Annotated in this window: 13 protein-coding genes, 3 tRNA genes, 1 other RNA gene and 1 pseudogene; 2 read left to right on the forward strand and 16 right to left on the reverse strand. The window is 53.3% G+C overall.

The features are described 5' to 3' along the window. Window positions 1–80: 80 nt before the first annotated feature. Entirely contained in the window at window positions 81–1,133 is a 1,053-nt protein-coding gene (gene aroG, locus O1V66_RS12015) for a 3-deoxy-7-phosphoheptulonate synthase AroG (RefSeq protein ID WP_045046217.1), read from the reverse strand. A gap of 212 nt (window positions 1,134–1,345) precedes the next feature. Here aroG and O1V66_RS12020 point away from each other — a divergent pair, with 212 nt between their 5' ends. Together O1V66_RS12020 and zitB are read left to right on the forward strand one after the other, a co-directional pair. Next, window positions 1,346–1,684 (forward strand): protein YbgS, encoded by a 339-nt coding sequence (locus tag O1V66_RS12020; protein WP_045046216.1) that lies wholly within the window; start codon window positions 1,346–1,348, stop codon window positions 1,682–1,684. Between the two features lie 73 nt (window positions 1,685–1,757). Beyond that, window positions 1,758–2,705: a CDF family zinc transporter ZitB gene (gene zitB / locus O1V66_RS12025; protein ID WP_045046215.1), complete on the forward strand. Its 948-nt coding sequence runs from the start codon at window positions 1,758–1,760 to the stop codon at window positions 2,703–2,705. A gap of 14 nt (window positions 2,706–2,719) precedes the next feature. On the opposite strand, the gene nadA is transcribed toward zitB, so the two are convergent. The 15 genes and pseudogenes from nadA to cydA all read right to left on the reverse strand — a co-directional run bounded on the left by nadA (window position 2,720) and on the right by cydA (window position 13,923). Beyond that, window positions 2,720–3,781 (reverse strand): quinolinate synthase NadA, encoded by a 1,062-nt coding sequence (nadA, locus tag O1V66_RS12030; protein WP_045046214.1) that lies wholly within the window; start codon window positions 3,779–3,781, stop codon window positions 2,720–2,722. 360 nt (window positions 3,782–4,141) lie between these two features. Beyond that, a non-coding RNA gene (locus O1V66_RS12035) (RtT sRNA) lies at window positions 4,142–4,267 on the reverse strand. Window positions 4,268–4,344: 77 nt separating this feature from the next. Continuing rightward, a tRNA-Lys gene (locus tag O1V66_RS12040) sits at window positions 4,345–4,420 on the reverse strand. Between the two features lie 45 nt (window positions 4,421–4,465). Then, a tRNA-Lys gene (locus O1V66_RS12045) sits at window positions 4,466–4,541 on the reverse strand. Between the two features lie 46 nt (window positions 4,542–4,587). Continuing rightward, a tRNA-Lys gene (locus O1V66_RS12050) sits at window positions 4,588–4,663 on the reverse strand. Window positions 4,664–4,848: 185 nt separating this feature from the next. Then, window positions 4,849–5,637 (reverse strand): cell division protein CpoB, encoded by a 789-nt coding sequence (cpoB, locus tag O1V66_RS12055; protein WP_045046213.1) that lies wholly within the window; start codon window positions 5,635–5,637, stop codon window positions 4,849–4,851. Between the two features lie 9 nt (window positions 5,638–5,646). Beyond that, window positions 5,647–6,162, reverse strand: a complete 516-nt coding sequence (pal, locus tag O1V66_RS12060; RefSeq protein WP_045046212.1) for a peptidoglycan-associated lipoprotein Pal — start codon at window positions 6,160–6,162, stop codon at window positions 5,647–5,649. A gap of 45 nt (window positions 6,163–6,207) precedes the next feature. Then, window positions 6,208–7,500 (reverse strand): Tol-Pal system beta propeller repeat protein TolB, encoded by a 1,293-nt coding sequence (tolB, locus tag O1V66_RS12065; protein WP_045046211.1) that lies wholly within the window; start codon window positions 7,498–7,500, stop codon window positions 6,208–6,210. A gap of 313 nt (window positions 7,501–7,813) precedes the next feature. After that, window positions 7,814–9,197, reverse strand: a pseudogene (gene tolA, locus O1V66_RS12075) (cell envelope integrity protein TolA). A 101-nt stretch (window positions 9,198–9,298) separates the two neighbouring features. Beyond that, window positions 9,299–9,727, reverse strand: a complete 429-nt coding sequence (tolR, locus tag O1V66_RS12080) for a colicin uptake protein TolR (protein ID WP_045046209.1) — start codon at window positions 9,725–9,727, stop codon at window positions 9,299–9,301. Between the two features lie 11 nt (window positions 9,728–9,738). Next, window positions 9,739–10,425, reverse strand: coding sequence for a Tol-Pal system protein TolQ (gene tolQ, locus O1V66_RS12085; RefSeq protein WP_045046208.1), 687 nt, complete (start codon window positions 10,423–10,425; stop codon window positions 9,739–9,741). Further along, a complete protein-coding gene (ybgC, locus tag O1V66_RS12090; protein WP_045046207.1) occupies window positions 10,422–10,826 on the reverse strand; it encodes a tol-pal system-associated acyl-CoA thioesterase in 405 nt (134 codons plus the stop codon). Before ybgC ends, tolQ begins: the two co-directional genes overlap by 4 nt. A 233-nt stretch (window positions 10,827–11,059) precedes the next feature. Further along, window positions 11,060–11,173, reverse strand: a complete 114-nt coding sequence (gene cydX, locus O1V66_RS12095; protein WP_072045034.1) for a cytochrome bd-I oxidase subunit CydX — start codon at window positions 11,171–11,173, stop codon at window positions 11,060–11,062. A 26-nt stretch (window positions 11,174–11,199) separates the two neighbouring features. Beyond that, window positions 11,200–12,339, reverse strand: a complete 1,140-nt coding sequence (cydB, locus tag O1V66_RS12100; RefSeq protein ID WP_045046206.1) for a cytochrome d ubiquinol oxidase subunit II — start codon at window positions 12,337–12,339, stop codon at window positions 11,200–11,202. 15 nt (window positions 12,340–12,354) lie between these two features. Next, a complete protein-coding gene (cydA, locus tag O1V66_RS12105) occupies window positions 12,355–13,923 on the reverse strand; it encodes a cytochrome ubiquinol oxidase subunit I (RefSeq protein ID WP_045046205.1) in 1,569 nt (522 codons plus the stop codon). Window positions 13,924–14,084: the final 161 nt, after the last annotated feature.

Here is a 14,084-nt window from a genome sequence, read left to right on the forward strand (position 1 = left end):
AAGACAAAAAAGAACGCCTCGGCGTTCTTTTTTAATGCGTGCAACATCGTGCTCGTCAGGTACTTGATTTCGCAAACGGTTTAACCGCGACGAGCCTTGACCGCATCGGCAAGATTGCGCAGCAGGATTTCGGTGTCTTCCCAGCCGATGCAGGCATCGGTAACGCTTTTGCCGTACACGAGAGGGTCGCCGGATTCCAGATTCTGATTGCCTTCCACCAGATTGCTCTCGACCATCACGCCCATAATCGCGTCTTCGCCACGTGAAATCTGGCCGCAAACGTCTTCACAGACTGCCATCTGCTTCTTGAACTGCTTGCTGCTGTTGGCATGGCTGAAGTCAATCATGATTTCGGCAGGCAGACCGGCTTGCAGCAGGCCCTCTTTCACGATTTTCACATCCTCGGCGCTGTAGTTGGGCTTTTTGCCGCCGCGCAGAATGATGTGACAGTCGCTGTTGCCGCTGGTGCCAACGATGGCAGAGTGACCCCATTTGGTCACAGACAGGAAACTGTGCGGCGCGCCTGCGGCGTTGATGGCGTCAATCGCCACTTTGATGGTGCCGTCAGTGCCGTTTTTAAACCCGACCGGGCAGGAAAGCCCCGAGGCCAGCTCACGGTGAACCTGGGATTCGGTGGTGCGTGCGCCAATTGCGCCCCAGCTCATTAAATCCGCCAGATATTGCGGCGTGATCATGTCCAGGAACTCGCCCGCCGCCGGGAGACCGGTGTCGTTAATATCCAGCAACAATTTACGCGCGATGCGCAGACCGTCGTTGATTTGGAAACTGTTGTTCATTTGCGGATCGTTGATAAGCCCTTTCCAACCCACGGTCGTACGCGGTTTTTCAAAGTAAACGCGCATCACGACTTCCAGCTCGCCGCGCAGTGCCTCGCGAAGAGTCAGCAAACGCGCAGCATACTCTTTGGCCGCCTTGGGGTCATGAATGGAACAGGGACCGATTACCACCAACAAACGATCGTCATTACCCTTTAAAATCTTATGGATAGCATTGCGCGTCTCGGAAACCGTCTTTGCAGCCTTGTCGGTTGCGGGGAATTTTTCCAGCAGGGCTACTGGCGGCAAAAGTTCCTTAATCTCTGTAATGCGTAAATCGTCGTTTTGATAATTCATAACTGTTCCAATGGGCATTTCATAAAATAAGCGGATCAAATTTCCGAACGCGTTCAATCTAGCGGCTATGGTTACGCCTGTAAATCGACTTTCCCCCATTAATCGGCATTTATCTCATTGCAGAGGCCTATTCCTCGACTAAGCTTTTATATTGATAAACATTTTCAATAGTTGATGATTTCATCTTCTTATCCCTGTTTGGAGAAATGGCAATGAAAAAGCTAGCAATGATACTTTTGACCGCAGGTCTTGCATTTAGCAGCGGCGCTGTTCTGGCAGCAGACGGATCCACCGGTGGATCAGGCTCCAACAACGGCAACGCCAACCAGTCTGGCGGCCCGGGTTCCGTAGACCGCCTGGCACCCAATGGGGTGAGCAACAGCAAAATCAATACCTCGGATACCAATACGGCGCAACAACCCCAGCCTAAAAAACCGATGACGCACAAGAAAACCAGCAAAAATACCGATCATAAAATTACAATGTGTAAAGATGGCCGTTGCCCGAAACAAACTCCGGGGACCAAACAGTCTGCGGCGACCGGCAACTGAGTTATCGGCGTTAAAAATTGTTACCATGACGGGAAGCTTCGGCTTCCCGTTTACATTGCAAATAGGGAAAAATATGTCAGGACGTTCTCTCTTACCCGAGGACCGCAATAGCCGCCGTCTGATGCTGGCTTTTCTGGTTACCGTGGTGTTTATGGCAGCGGAAGTTATCGGCGGGATTATCTCGGGTTCGCTCGCCCTTCTGGCCGACGCCGGTCATATGCTGACCGATGCCGCCGCGCTGCTGATGGCTCTGCTGGCCGTTCGTTTTGCACGCCGCAAGCCAAGCTCGCGCCATACTTTCGGGTTTTTGCGCCTCACGACCATGGCGGCGTTCGTCAATGCCGCTGCGCTGCTGCTCATCGTTATCCTCATTCTCTGGGAAGCCATTCGCCGCTTTATGACGCCGGAGCCGGTGCTGGGCGGCACGATGCTGGTTATCGCCATTGCGGGACTGTTTGCCAATCTGCTGGCGTTCTGGCTGCTGCATCAGGGTGAAGAAAAAGAGAACATCAATGTCAGGGCCGCGGCACTGCATGTCATGGGCGACCTGCTGGGTTCCGTCGGGGCCGTAGCGGCAGCGCTTATCATCATGTACACCGGCTGGACGCCTATCGACCCGATTCTGTCGGTACTTGTTTCGTGTCTGGTTCTGCGCAATGCCTGGGCGTTGCTGCGAGAGAGTTTTCATGAACTGCTTGAAGGCACGCCGCAGGAGATTGATATCGACAAACTGCGCCGTGACCTCTCGATGGCTATCCCGGAAGTGCGTAACGTTCACCACGTCCATGTCTGGCAGATTGGCGAACAGCGTGTGATGACGCTGCACGCGCAAGTGGTGCCGCCGCACGATCACGACGCTCTGCTCGAGCGGATCCAGCATCATCTTTCACACAAGTACAAGATTGGCCACGCGACTATCCAGATGGAGTATGGCGTGTGCGAAACGCCAGACTGTACGATAAGCGAGGTGGCGGCAAGTTCGGCCGGACATCATCATCACGGCCACGATCACTCCCACTAGCCTCGCTGCCGCGTTCAGGCCTTGCCCTGAGCGCGGTGCTTTAACTGCGCCGCAAAGTCCAGCATGCGGTTTAGCGGAATTAACGACTTCACCCGCAGCGCTTCATCCACTTCAATGGCATGTTCCTTCCCGCCCCGCTCCAGCCCTTCGGCAATCGCCTTCAGCCCGTTCATCGCCATCCACGGACAATGCGCACAGGTGCGGCAACTCGCGCCCTCTCCCGCCGTCGGTGCCGCGAACAGCTCCTTCTCTGGGCAGGCTTGCTGCATCTTGTAGAAAATACCGCGATCGGTCGCCACGATAAGTTTGGGATGCGGCAACGTTTTGGCCGCCTGAATCAGCTGACTGGTTGAACCGACCGCGTCGGCCATATCGACGATCGCCTGAGGCGACTCTGGATGCACCAGCACGGCCGCATCGGGATGCAAGGCTTTCATGCGGGTCAGCGCCTGGGTTTTAAACTCGTCATGAACGATACAGGCGCCCTGCCAGCACAGTACGTCTGCACCGGTCTGCTTGCGAACGTAGTTTCCGAGATGCCTATCGGGAGCCCAGATGATTTTTTCGCCAAGGCTATCAAGGTGTTCGATAAGTTCGACGGCAATGCTCGAGGTAACCACCCAGTCGGCGCGAGCTTTCACCGCTGCCGACGTGTTGGCGTAAACCACCACGGTACGGTCCGGATGACGGTCACAGAAGTCAGAAAAGGCCTGCTCGGGACAACCGAGATCCAGCGAGCACTCTGCGTGCAGCGTGGGCATGAGCACCGTCTTTTCCGGACTGAGGATTTTTGAGGTTTCACCCATGAAGCGCACCCCGGCGACCAGCAGGGTCGACGCAGGATGTTGACTGCCAAACCGTGCCATCTCCAGCGAGTCGGCCACACACCCGCCTGTCTCCTCGGCCAGAGCCTGAATCTCGGGGTCGGTATAGTAATGAGCCACCATCACCGCATCGCGCGCTTTGAGCAGCCTTTTAATCTTCTCTTTATAAAAGGTTTTCTGCTCGTCATTCAGAGGAGCGGGTTTAGGCGGAAAAGGATAAACCGTGGCGTTCAGATCAAGGGTCTCACTCATCACTCATCATCTCGTTAAACAGTAAAAAGACAGGCAAGTCAGCGAATCGCACTCTTTAGAGCGCATTTGTTTTATATGCTAAACAAAATACCCTGATACCGAGAAAAAGTCGCCTGAATTTTATGCGATGTGCGCATGTTGTTTAAGTGGCTTAAAATTTAACATTTCATGAGAGGGGATTGAGGATTGGGGAAGTATTCAGTTCTAGAGGCAAGACAAGAGAAAGGGATTTATTTATACGGGAAGGTTAAGCAGCTTCTCACCCACACTCCCTCGCGGAGTCTGGCCGTTTTGCGTCGTCGAATTTTATCGTGGCTCCAAAACGCAAAAAACGCCCTTTAGGCGCTTTTTTCTTGGAAGTGGTGGGTTGTGCGGGATTGATTCGGCCGCTGGCCTCACCCTGCGGGCAACGCTGTCGCGTTGTCGTCTCGCTTCGCTCGGCTCGAACCTGAACGCAGCTTCTCACCCACACTCCCTCTCGGAGTCTGGCCGTTTTGCGTCGTCGAATTTTATCGTGGCTCCAAAACGCAAAAAACGCCCTTTAGGCGCTTTTTTCTTAGAAGTGGTGGGTCGTGCGGGATTCGAACCTGCGACCAATTGATTAAAAGTCAACTGCTCTACCAACTGAGCTAACGACCCTCTTCTAACTGACGTACTTCTTAAACTTTCTTCAACATTAAACAGTGGTGGGTCGTGCGGGATTCGAACCTGCGACCAATTGATTAAAAGTCAACTGCTCTACCAACTGAGCTAACGACCCTCTGTTTACTGCTTGCTACATGGACTTCGAAATACTTATTAAACAGTGGTGGGTCGTGCGGGATTCGAACCTGCGACCAATTGATTAAAAGTCAACTGCTCTACCAACTGAGCTAACGACCCACTAATCTGCTTAATTTGTTGACCGATTTAAGCTTTAACACTTTGTCTGGGCAACGGCGGCATATATTACTGATTTATCTGAGCAGCGCAACCCTAATTTCGAGATAACTGACTGACTGCTCGTTCTTCATACATTCGAGCCCGAAAAACACGCGATATGGTTATTTTTCGGGCCTGAATGACGCTTATTTTGCAGATAAACGTTTTTGTGCCAATTTGCCGGATTCGCTGTTCGGGTATTGTTTAACCACCTGCTGGAACACGGCTTTTGCTTTATCGCTCTGGCCTTTTTCCTGCATGATGATCCCGACCTTATACATTGCATCAGGGCTTTTTGGTGACTTCGGATAATTTTTAACCACGACCGCATAATAATAGGCCGCGTCATCCTTCTTACCCTTGTTGTAATACAACTGGCCTAACCAGTAATTGGCATTAGGCAGGTAAGTGGATGTTGGATACTGCTTGATAAAAGCCTGGAACGCGGAAATTGCCTGATCGTACTGTTTTTTCTCCAGCGCCAGCGAAACCGCCGCGTTGTAGTCAGTATCAGGGTTACCGGTCATGGCCTGGGAGCCGCCTTCAGACGGTTGCGCTGCCGCACCCTCGTCGGACGCCGCTGCACCGGCCGATGCCCCCGCAGAAGGCGCAGGCGTGCCGCCAGAGCTTTGCAGGGAAGCAATCTGCTGCAGGATCTGGTTCTGGCGATCGGTTATCTGTTTCAGCTGATATTGGTTATCTTGAATCTGACCGCGAAGATTGGCGATATCGCCTTGGTTGTCAGAGACTTGTTGCTGAAGTTGATTTAAAAGCTGGCCTTGACCGTTGGAAATACGTTCAAGAGTGGTGACTCGATCGTCTATCGAGCCTGAGCCGACATTACTGATTGGTGCCGAGGCAGTAGCGGCCCAGGGGGCCGCTACGCCAACCAGTAACGACAGACCCAACAGGTGAGTTCTGAAGTTACTGCTCATGCGATTCTCTTAGTATACCAGTACGGCACGACGGTTTTTGGCGTAAGCCGATTCGTCGTGACCCAGTACAGCTGGCTTCTCTTTACCGTAAGAAACGATAGAGATCTGGTCAGCAGAAACGCCTTTGCCCTGCAGGTACATTTTAACTGCAGTTGCACGACGCTCGCCCAGTGCGATGTTGTATTCAGGTGTGCCACGTTCGTCGGCGTTACCTTCAACAGTCACTTTGTAAGACGGGTTGCTACGCAGGAATGCAGCGTGTGCATCCAGCATCTGAGCATAGTCGGAAGACACATCATATTTATCCAGACCGAAATAAACGATGTTGTTCTTCTGCAGCTCTTGCATCTGCGCACGCGCCTGCTCTTCTGAAGACATATTGCCGTTTTCAGAACCAGAAGTCATACCAGTGCCAGCGCCGTAACCAGCCTGACCGTTGTCTGCGCTCTTGTGTGAACTACAAGCAGCGATTGCCATTACAGGCACGGCCAGCAGCAGCCCTTTCAGCACTTTGTTAAGTTGCATCTCGTTGATCCTTTTTATAATTTGCCATACATATCTAAACATGCATCACAGGTACGGCGACCAGGCAGGAAATGAGACCTGTCCATCGGTTGCCGGAAGACGCGCTTTGAAACGCCCATCAGTCGAGACCAACTGTAACACCTTGCCCAGTCCCTGTGAGGAGCTGTAAATAATCATGGTGCCGTTCGGCGCGATACTAGGCGTTTCATCCAGGAACGTGTCCGTTAATACTTGAACGGCTCCGGTTTCCAGATCTTGTTTGGCGATGTGCTGACTTCCACCGTTGGAACTCACCATAGCGAGGAATTTCCCGTCAGTGCTTACGTCCGAGTCCTGGTTCTGAGAACCTTCCCACGTCAGACGTTGTGGCGCACCGCCATTAATATTTACTTTATACAGCTGAGGACGACCGCCCTGATCCGAGGTGAACGCCAGATTCTGGCTGTCGGGATACCATGCCGGTTCAGTGCTGTTGCTGCGTCCATCAGTCACCTGGCTGATTTGGCCAGACGATAAATTCATTACATACAGGTTCAGGCTGCCGGATTTGGACAGGGCCATCGCCAGTTTGGTACCGTCAGGAGAGAACGCCGGCGCACCGTTGTGACGCGGGAAATCGGCGATTTGTCTTACGGCACCGTTGGACAGTGTTTGTACAACCAAGGCAGAACGACCGCTCTCAAAGGTCACGTAGGCCAGTTTGCTGCCGTCTGGCGACCAGGCCGGAGACATCAGAGGCTCTGGAGAACGATGCACAACAAACTGATTGTAGCCGTCGTAGTCCGCTACGCGCAGTTCATACGGGAATTTCCCGCCATTGGTCTGCACGACGTAGGCGATACGGGTGCGGAATGCGCCCTTCACACCGGTCAGCTTCTGGAAGACTTCGTCACTCGCGGTGTGCGCCGCATAGCGCAGCCACTCTTTGGTGATTTTATACTGATTCTGAGCCAGCACCGTGCCGCTCGCGCCAGAAGTGTCAACCAGCTGGTATGAAACCAGGTAGCTGCCGTCACCGCCGGGCTGAATCTGACCGACAACGACGTCGTTGATGCCCAGCGCGCTCCAGGCGGCAGGGGTCACTTCGGCCGCTGTACCCGGTTGCTGCGGCATACGCGCGTTATCGATAGGATTGAATTTGCCGCTGTTACGCAAGTCAGCGCCCACAATGCTGCCCAAATCCTGAGGAGGAGTTCCCGGACCGGCCCACTTGAAAGGTACTACTGCAATCGGACGGGCGGAATCAACACCCTGGGTAATCTCGATGCGAACTTCCGCATGCAATACCGACGCCCACATAACCAATAGGCCGAACGCTACTCGAATTGCCTGTTTCATTGTATCTCCCTTATCTGGACTCAGAGCCCGAAAGAAATCTTGCGCCTCGCAGGGCCTCGTTACAAGCAGCCGAAGAACCGCGCATGAGACTCCCCGATTCCATGTTGGGGATGCACGGTTTCCAGCTTCTTTTTACTGCCCTGAGGCCTGCGAGTCGCGACGCCTGACCGGCCTATTCATTCCGCGATAAACTAGCAGAATTTTAACAAACCAATGCACACAAAACTACATAAACACAGGATAAGCCATCGTAAATATCCTAAAGTGAGACATTATCGGCTGAGCCTTTAAATATCATCACGTTAGAAAGCTTTTACCGTGGCTTAAAGTCTAACGGTACGTTTTTAAATATTTCATACACAGCCTGTGACGGAGGCGCCGGGAACTTGGCCTGACGCGCTGCCGCAATGGCAGCCTGACAGAGTGCAGGATCGCCACCTTCGGACTGGATGTCCAGCAGAGTGCCGTTTGGCGCCATCTTCACCCGTAACGTACAGGTTTTGCCGATGTATGATTGATAATCATAGAAACGACTCTTGATGGCTGCCTGAATTTTACTGCCGTAATCGGCAATATCTGCACCTGAGGCTCCCGCAGATTTGTTCTTGCCCTGCCCTGCCGGCGCGCCGGAACCGCCTTTCGGCGCGTTTTTGGACGAGGCGAGCCCCCAAACAGATCATCGACATCGGCAGAATCTTTCGCAGCGGCCGCAGCCGCTTTCTTCTTGGCATCGGCGGCCGCTTTGGCCGCAGCCGCTTTCTCGGCCGCAGCTTCCTTGGCAGCCGCGGCTTTCGCTTCGGCGGCCTCTTTGGCAGCGGCTTCTTTCGCCGCAGCCGCTTTGGCGGCGGCAGCCTCTTTCGCTGCAGTGGCCTTGGCTTCGGCGGCTTCTTTGGCCGCAGCGGCCTTGGCGTCGGCCGCAGCCTGTTTCGCCTCTTCGGCAGCCGCTTTCTTCTCGGCATCGGCAGCGGCTTTTTCGCCTCGGCCTGTGCCTGTTTCTTGGCAGCCGTTGCCGCGGCGGCAGCGTCGGCTTCAGCCTGCTTTTTAGCTTCGGCTTCGGCTTTCTTCTGCGCATCGGCCTGCGCCTTGACGACTTTGTCGGCTTCGGCCTTGGCTTTGGCTGCGGCGTCAGCCGCCTGCTTTTGCTGTTCCTTCACGGCAGCGGCCTTGGCATCTGCGGCGGCCTGCTTGGCATTTTCAGCCGCTTCTTTTGCGGCTTCGGCAGCGGCTTCCTTCTGTTGCTGCGCAGCCTGTTTTGCCGCCTCGGCGGCAGCCTGTTTCTGCTGCTGGGCCGCTTCTTTCGCAGCTTCTGCGGCCTGCTTCTGTTGTTCTGCCTTCTGCTGTTGCGCGGCCTGCTGCGCTTCGAGCCTCTCTTTTTCCAGCTCTTTCAGCTTCTGTTGCTGTTCAGCCTGCTTCTGTTGTAACTCTTCCGCCTGCTGTTCGGATTTTTTCTGACGTGATTGCTGAGCGCGATTTGCATCGGCCTGTTGCTGCTGTTCACGGTTGTATTGATCGACCACGGCACCGGAATCTACCATTACGGCCGAAATATCACTGCCGCCACCGCCGCCGCTCATGCTGGTTTCCTCTTCGAGAGAACTCCAGACCAACAGGGCAATCAAGATGATATGCAGAACGACCGAAACAATAACGGCGCGTTTGAGCTTATCGTTTTGTTCAGTTGCAGTTGCCTTTACCAAAATAGATTTCCCAACACAGGATTGCTAAAGCCCGGTCGGTACACGTGCTTTTATGACGTACACCGACCAGGTTTAAATTAAATGTCACACTTGGCCTGCTATCAGATTGGCTGCGTCATCAAGCCTACCGATTTCACGCCAGCCTGGTGCAGCAGATTCAGCGCCTTGATGATTTCATCGTAAGGCACCTCTTTCGCGCCGCCAATCAGGAAAACGGTCTTCGGATTGGCCTGAATGCGCCTGGTCGCTTCTGCAATGACCTGCTGCTCCGGCAATTGTTCCATTCTTTCATGGTCTACGACGAGGGTGTATTGACCTACGCCGGAGACTTCGACGATAACCGGCGGGTTGTCATCGGTGGAGACGGTTTTAGAGTCTGTCGCGTCAGGCAGGTCAACTTCCACGCTCTGCGTGATGATAGGCGCCGTTGCCATAAAGATAAGCAGCAGCACCAGCAACACGTCGAGCAGTGGAACGATATTGATCTCAGACTTTAGTTCGCGACGACGACGACCTCGTACTCGAGCCATGCTGTCCTCCCTTAATGACTGCTTTCGCGAGAGAAAGCCTGACGGTGCAGGATAGCCGTGAACTCTTCCATGAAGTTATCGTAATTTTGTTCGAGCTTGTTGACGCGCTGGTTCAGACGGTTGTAGGCCATAACCGCCGGAATTGCGGCAAACAGGCCGATTGCCGTGGCTATCAATGCTTCGGCGATGCCGGGCGCGACCATTTGCAGGGTTGCCTGTTTAACTGAACCCAAACCGATAAAGGCATGCATGATCCCCCAGACCGTACCAAACAGGCCGATATACGGGCTGATGGAACCCACGGTGCCCAGGAAAGGAATGTGCATTTCCAGCGTTTCAAGCTCGCGGTTGAACGAGATACGCATTGCGCGGGACGAACCTTCAATCACGGATTCAGGGGCATGACTGTTGGCGCGATGCAAACGGGCAAACTCCTTGAAACCGGAATGGAAGATCTGCTCGGCACCGCTCAGGCTGTCGCGGCGGCCCTGGCTTTCCTGATACAGACGTGAAAGTTCGATACCGGACCAGAATTTATCTTCAAACGCTTCGGCCTCGCGGGTCGCAGCATTCAGCACTTTGGTGCGCTGGATGATGATTGCCCAGGAAGCAATGGAAAAACAGATCAGGATAAGCATGATCAGCTTAACCAGGATGCTGGCCTTTAAAAATAAATCAAAAATGTTCATGTCAGTCACTGCTTAAACTCCGCGACAATAGACTTAGGAAGCGCTCGTGGCTTCATTTGATGTTGATCGATGCAGGCAATCAAAACCTCTGCACTACACAGAAGATTGCCATGCGAATCTAGAATTCGTTGTGCAAAGGTGAGTGAAGCTCCCCGGATTGCGGTTATTTCGCTCTGGACGTCCAACAGGTCATCAAGACGTGCCGGTGCCAGATAATCAACCGTCATTCGGCGAACAGCAAAAGCGACATGTTCTTCCAGCAACTGGTGCTGATGAAAGTTGCGTTGACGCAACATTTCTGTGCGAGCCCTTTCAAAAAAGGCGACGTAACGGGCGTGGTAGACCACGCCGCCTGCATCGGTGTCTTCGTAATAAACACGGACAGGCCATCGGAACAACGAATTACTCACTCTACATCCCGTATTGCAATTTGACGGCCCTACTATACGCAACTGATTTGGCGTTTGGAATGGGTTGCAACTCTGGAATGAAAATAATTATGAGCCGATTCGGCACAATGAAATGACAGTGTCAGTGCTTTGTAAATCATGTAAAAAAAGCGAGCTATCCGCCCGCTTCTTCTTTATGCCATTCGGGCAAGTCAGGTTGACCACGGCGTCGAAATTCCACGCCGCAGTGCAATCTATTGACGGCTTTTGGCAGTTTTGTTTTCTTCGCAGTGCTCAAAGGCCAGCGCGGTAATAATACCGAACGAGCAGGCCAGCAGGGTTCCGAGGATCCAGGCAAAATACCACATAGCGTTACACTCCCCTCTCGTAGAATTTAATACAGCGAATGTGTGTTGTTTTCGATAAAGTTTTTATCCAGGCGACCAAACATTTTGTAGTAGGCCCAGCTGGTATAAAGAAGCACGATGGGCACGAAGATGCAGGCAACGATCGTCATGACTTTTAATGTAAGCAGACTTGAGGTGGCATCCCACATCGTCAGGCTGGCCGCAGGCATAGTGCTTGAAGGCATGACAAACGGGAACATCGTCACACCGGCCGTCAATATGACGCAGGCAATGGTGAGCGACGATGTCAGGAAAGCCCACGCACCTTTATTCAGCCGCGAAAGCAGAACGGTAAATAAAGGTAAAATCAGACCCAGAAGCGGGATCCCCCAAAGTACGGGCAGCCGATTAAAGTTGAGCAGCCACGCGCCTGCCTGCTGCACCACCGTTTTACGCAGCGGATTCGACTCGGCGGCGGTGTTGATGGCAGAGGTAATCACGTAGCCATCAATGCCTTTTACCAGCCAGATACCGCCAATCAGGAAACAAGCCATCATTACCAACGCGGAAATCTCGGCGGCCTTGCGGCTGCGCAGACGCAGTTCACCGGTAGTGCGCATTTGCAGATAGGTTGCGCCCTGTGTCAGCAGCATCGTGAGACTGACTATTCCGGCCAGCAGGCCGAACGGGTTAAGCAGTTGCAGCAGATTTCCGGTGTAATAAAGACGTAAATAGTCGTCAACGTGGAACGGCACACCCAGCAGCAAATTACCGAAGGCAACGCCAAACACCAGCGCCGGCACGAAACTGCCGATGAAAATGCCCCAGTCCCACAGGTTTCGCCAGCGTGCGTCATCCACCTTGCCGCGATAGTCAAAACCGAGTGGGCGGAAAAACAGGGCGCACAGCACCAGAATCATTGCCGCATAAAAGCCCGAAAATGCTGCGGCATAGACCATGGGCCAGGCTGCAAAGAGCGCGCCGCCCGCCGTGATAAGCCAGACCTGATTGCCGTCCCAATGCGGAGCAATGGCGTTAATCATTACTCGGCGATCGGTGTCGGTCTTACCGATAATTCGCAGCAGGACGCCGACGCCCATGTCGAAACCGTCGGTAACCGCAAAGCCGATAAACAGCACACCTATCAGTACCCACCAGATAAACCTCAACACTTCGTAATCAAACATTATGGGTTTTCCTTTTTACTGTGCTTGCTGGACGGGCGTAACCGCACGCTCGAAATGATAGCGACCCGTTTTGAGACTGCTCGGCCCAAGCCGCGCGAACTTGATCATCAGATACATTTCTGCAATCAGGAACAGCGTATACAGGCCCAAAATCAGCAGCATGGAGGTCAGCACGTCGGCAGCGGTCAGTGTGGAGCTGGCAACGGCGGTCGGCAGGATTTCGCCAATCGCCCAGGGCTGACGGCCATATTCGGCAACAAACCAGCCTGCCTCGATGGCAATCCACGGCAGCGGCAGACCATACAGCGCAAGGCGATGCAGCCAGCGCCGCTTGCCAATCTCGCCGCGCAATACGGTGAAGAAAGACAGACCGATGATAAGCAGGATGAGGAACCCGCCTGCAACCATAATGCGGAAGGCAAAGTACAGCGGCAGAACACGGGGAATGGAGTCTTTCGTTGCCTGTTGAATCTGCGCCTCGGTGGCATCGCTGACTTTTGGCGTATAGCGCGCCAGCAGCATGCCGTACCCTAAATCTACCTTGGCTTTTTCGAATGCGCTGCGTACTTCGGGTGTGGAATCTCCGGCACGCAATGCTTCAAGCAGGGTGTAGGCCTTGATGCCGTTTCTGATGCGGACTTCGTGCTGTGCCATCAGTTCTTTAAGGCCGGTGACCTGACCGTCGGTGGAACGGGTAGCAATCAACCCCAGCAGATAGGGAATCTGAATGGAATAGCTATTTTGCATTTTTTCCTGATTGGGCAGACCTATCAGCGTAAAGTTGGCGGGAGCAGGCTGGGTTTCCCATTCGGCTTCAATGGCGGCCAGTTTGGTTTTTTGTACGTCGCCCATTTCGTAGCCGGATTCATCGCCAAGAACAATGACCGACAGCGTGGCGGCCAGACCAAAACTGGCGGCGATGGCAAAGGAGCGCCTGGCAAAGGCGGTATCTCGACCTTTCAGCAAATAGTAGGAGCTGATGGCGAGAATAAACATCGCGCCCGTGACGTAGCCAGCGGCGACGGTGTGCACGAACTTCACCTGCGCGACGGGATTAAGCACCAGCTCGGAGAAACTGACCATCTCCATGCGCATGGTTTCATAATTGAATTCGGAGGCGACCGGATTCTGCATCCAGCCGTTGGCGACCAGAATCCACAGCGCCGAAAGATTGGAGCCGAGCGCAACCAGCCAGGTCACGGTCATATGCTGCACTTTGGAGAGGCGATCCCAGCCAAAGAAGAACAGCCCCACCAGCGTGGACTCGAGGAAAAAGGCCATGAGCCCTTCAATGGCGAGCGGCGCACCAAAAATGTCGCCGACGTAATGCGAGAAATAGGACCAGTTTGTGCCGAACTGGAATTCCATGGTAAGACCGGTCGCCACACCCAGCGCAAAGTTTACGGCAAACAACTTGCCCCAGAATTTGGTCATATCTTTATAGATTTGTTTGCCGGAGAGGACATACACCGTTTCCATGATGGCCAGCAAAAACGCCATGCCGAGCGTTAATGGAACAAAAAGGAAATGGTACATGGCCGTTAAGGCAAACTGTAAACGCGACAGCTCAACGATATCAAACATATTAACCCCTAGCTTCTCGGAGGAAGACTCCAAATAGCAACTCACGGCGCAGTAAAATGAATACGCCTCTTAACTACTATTATTTAACGTGCTGTTATCACAACGGATTTATTTTCTGGTTATTGATTTAATTAAAAGTTATAAGATTAATAAATTAATAA

The organism is Rouxiella chamberiensis, assembly GCF_026967475.1.
Taxonomy (GTDB): Bacteria; Pseudomonadota; Gammaproteobacteria; order Enterobacterales; family Enterobacteriaceae; genus Rouxiella; species Rouxiella chamberiensis.

Coding starts and splice junctions, on each gene's coding strand:
- aroG (WP_045046217.1), bottom strand. CDS start 1,133: ATGAATTATCAAAACGACGATTTACGCATTACAGAGATTAAGGAACTT.
- O1V66_RS12020 (WP_045046216.1), top strand. CDS start 1,346: ATGAAAAAGCTAGCAATGATACTTTTGACCGCAGGTCTTGCATTTAGC.
- zitB (WP_045046215.1), top strand. CDS start 1,758: ATGTCAGGACGTTCTCTCTTACCCGAGGACCGCAATAGCCGCCGTCTG.
- nadA (WP_045046214.1), bottom strand. CDS start 3,781: ATGAGTGAGACCCTTGATCTGAACGCCACGGTTTATCCTTTTCCGCCT.
- cpoB (WP_045046213.1), bottom strand. CDS start 5,637: ATGAGCAGTAACTTCAGAACTCACCTGTTGGGTCTGTCGTTACTGGTT.
- pal (WP_045046212.1), bottom strand. CDS start 6,162: ATGCAACTTAACAAAGTGCTGAAAGGGCTGCTGCTGGCCGTGCCTGTA.
- tolB (WP_045046211.1), bottom strand. CDS start 7,500: ATGAAACAGGCAATTCGAGTAGCGTTCGGCCTATTGGTTATGTGGGCG.
- tolR (WP_045046209.1), bottom strand. CDS start 9,727: ATGGCTCGAGTACGAGGTCGTCGTCGTCGCGAACTAAAGTCTGAGATC.
- cydX (WP_072045034.1), bottom strand. CDS start 11,173: ATGTGGTATTTTGCCTGGATCCTCGGAACCCTGCTGGCCTGCTCGTTC.
- cydB (WP_045046206.1), bottom strand. CDS start 12,339: ATGTTTGATTACGAAGTGTTGAGGTTTATCTGGTGGGTACTGATAGGT.
- cydA (WP_045046205.1), bottom strand. CDS start 13,923: ATGTTTGATATCGTTGAGCTGTCGCGTTTACAGTTTGCCTTAACGGCC.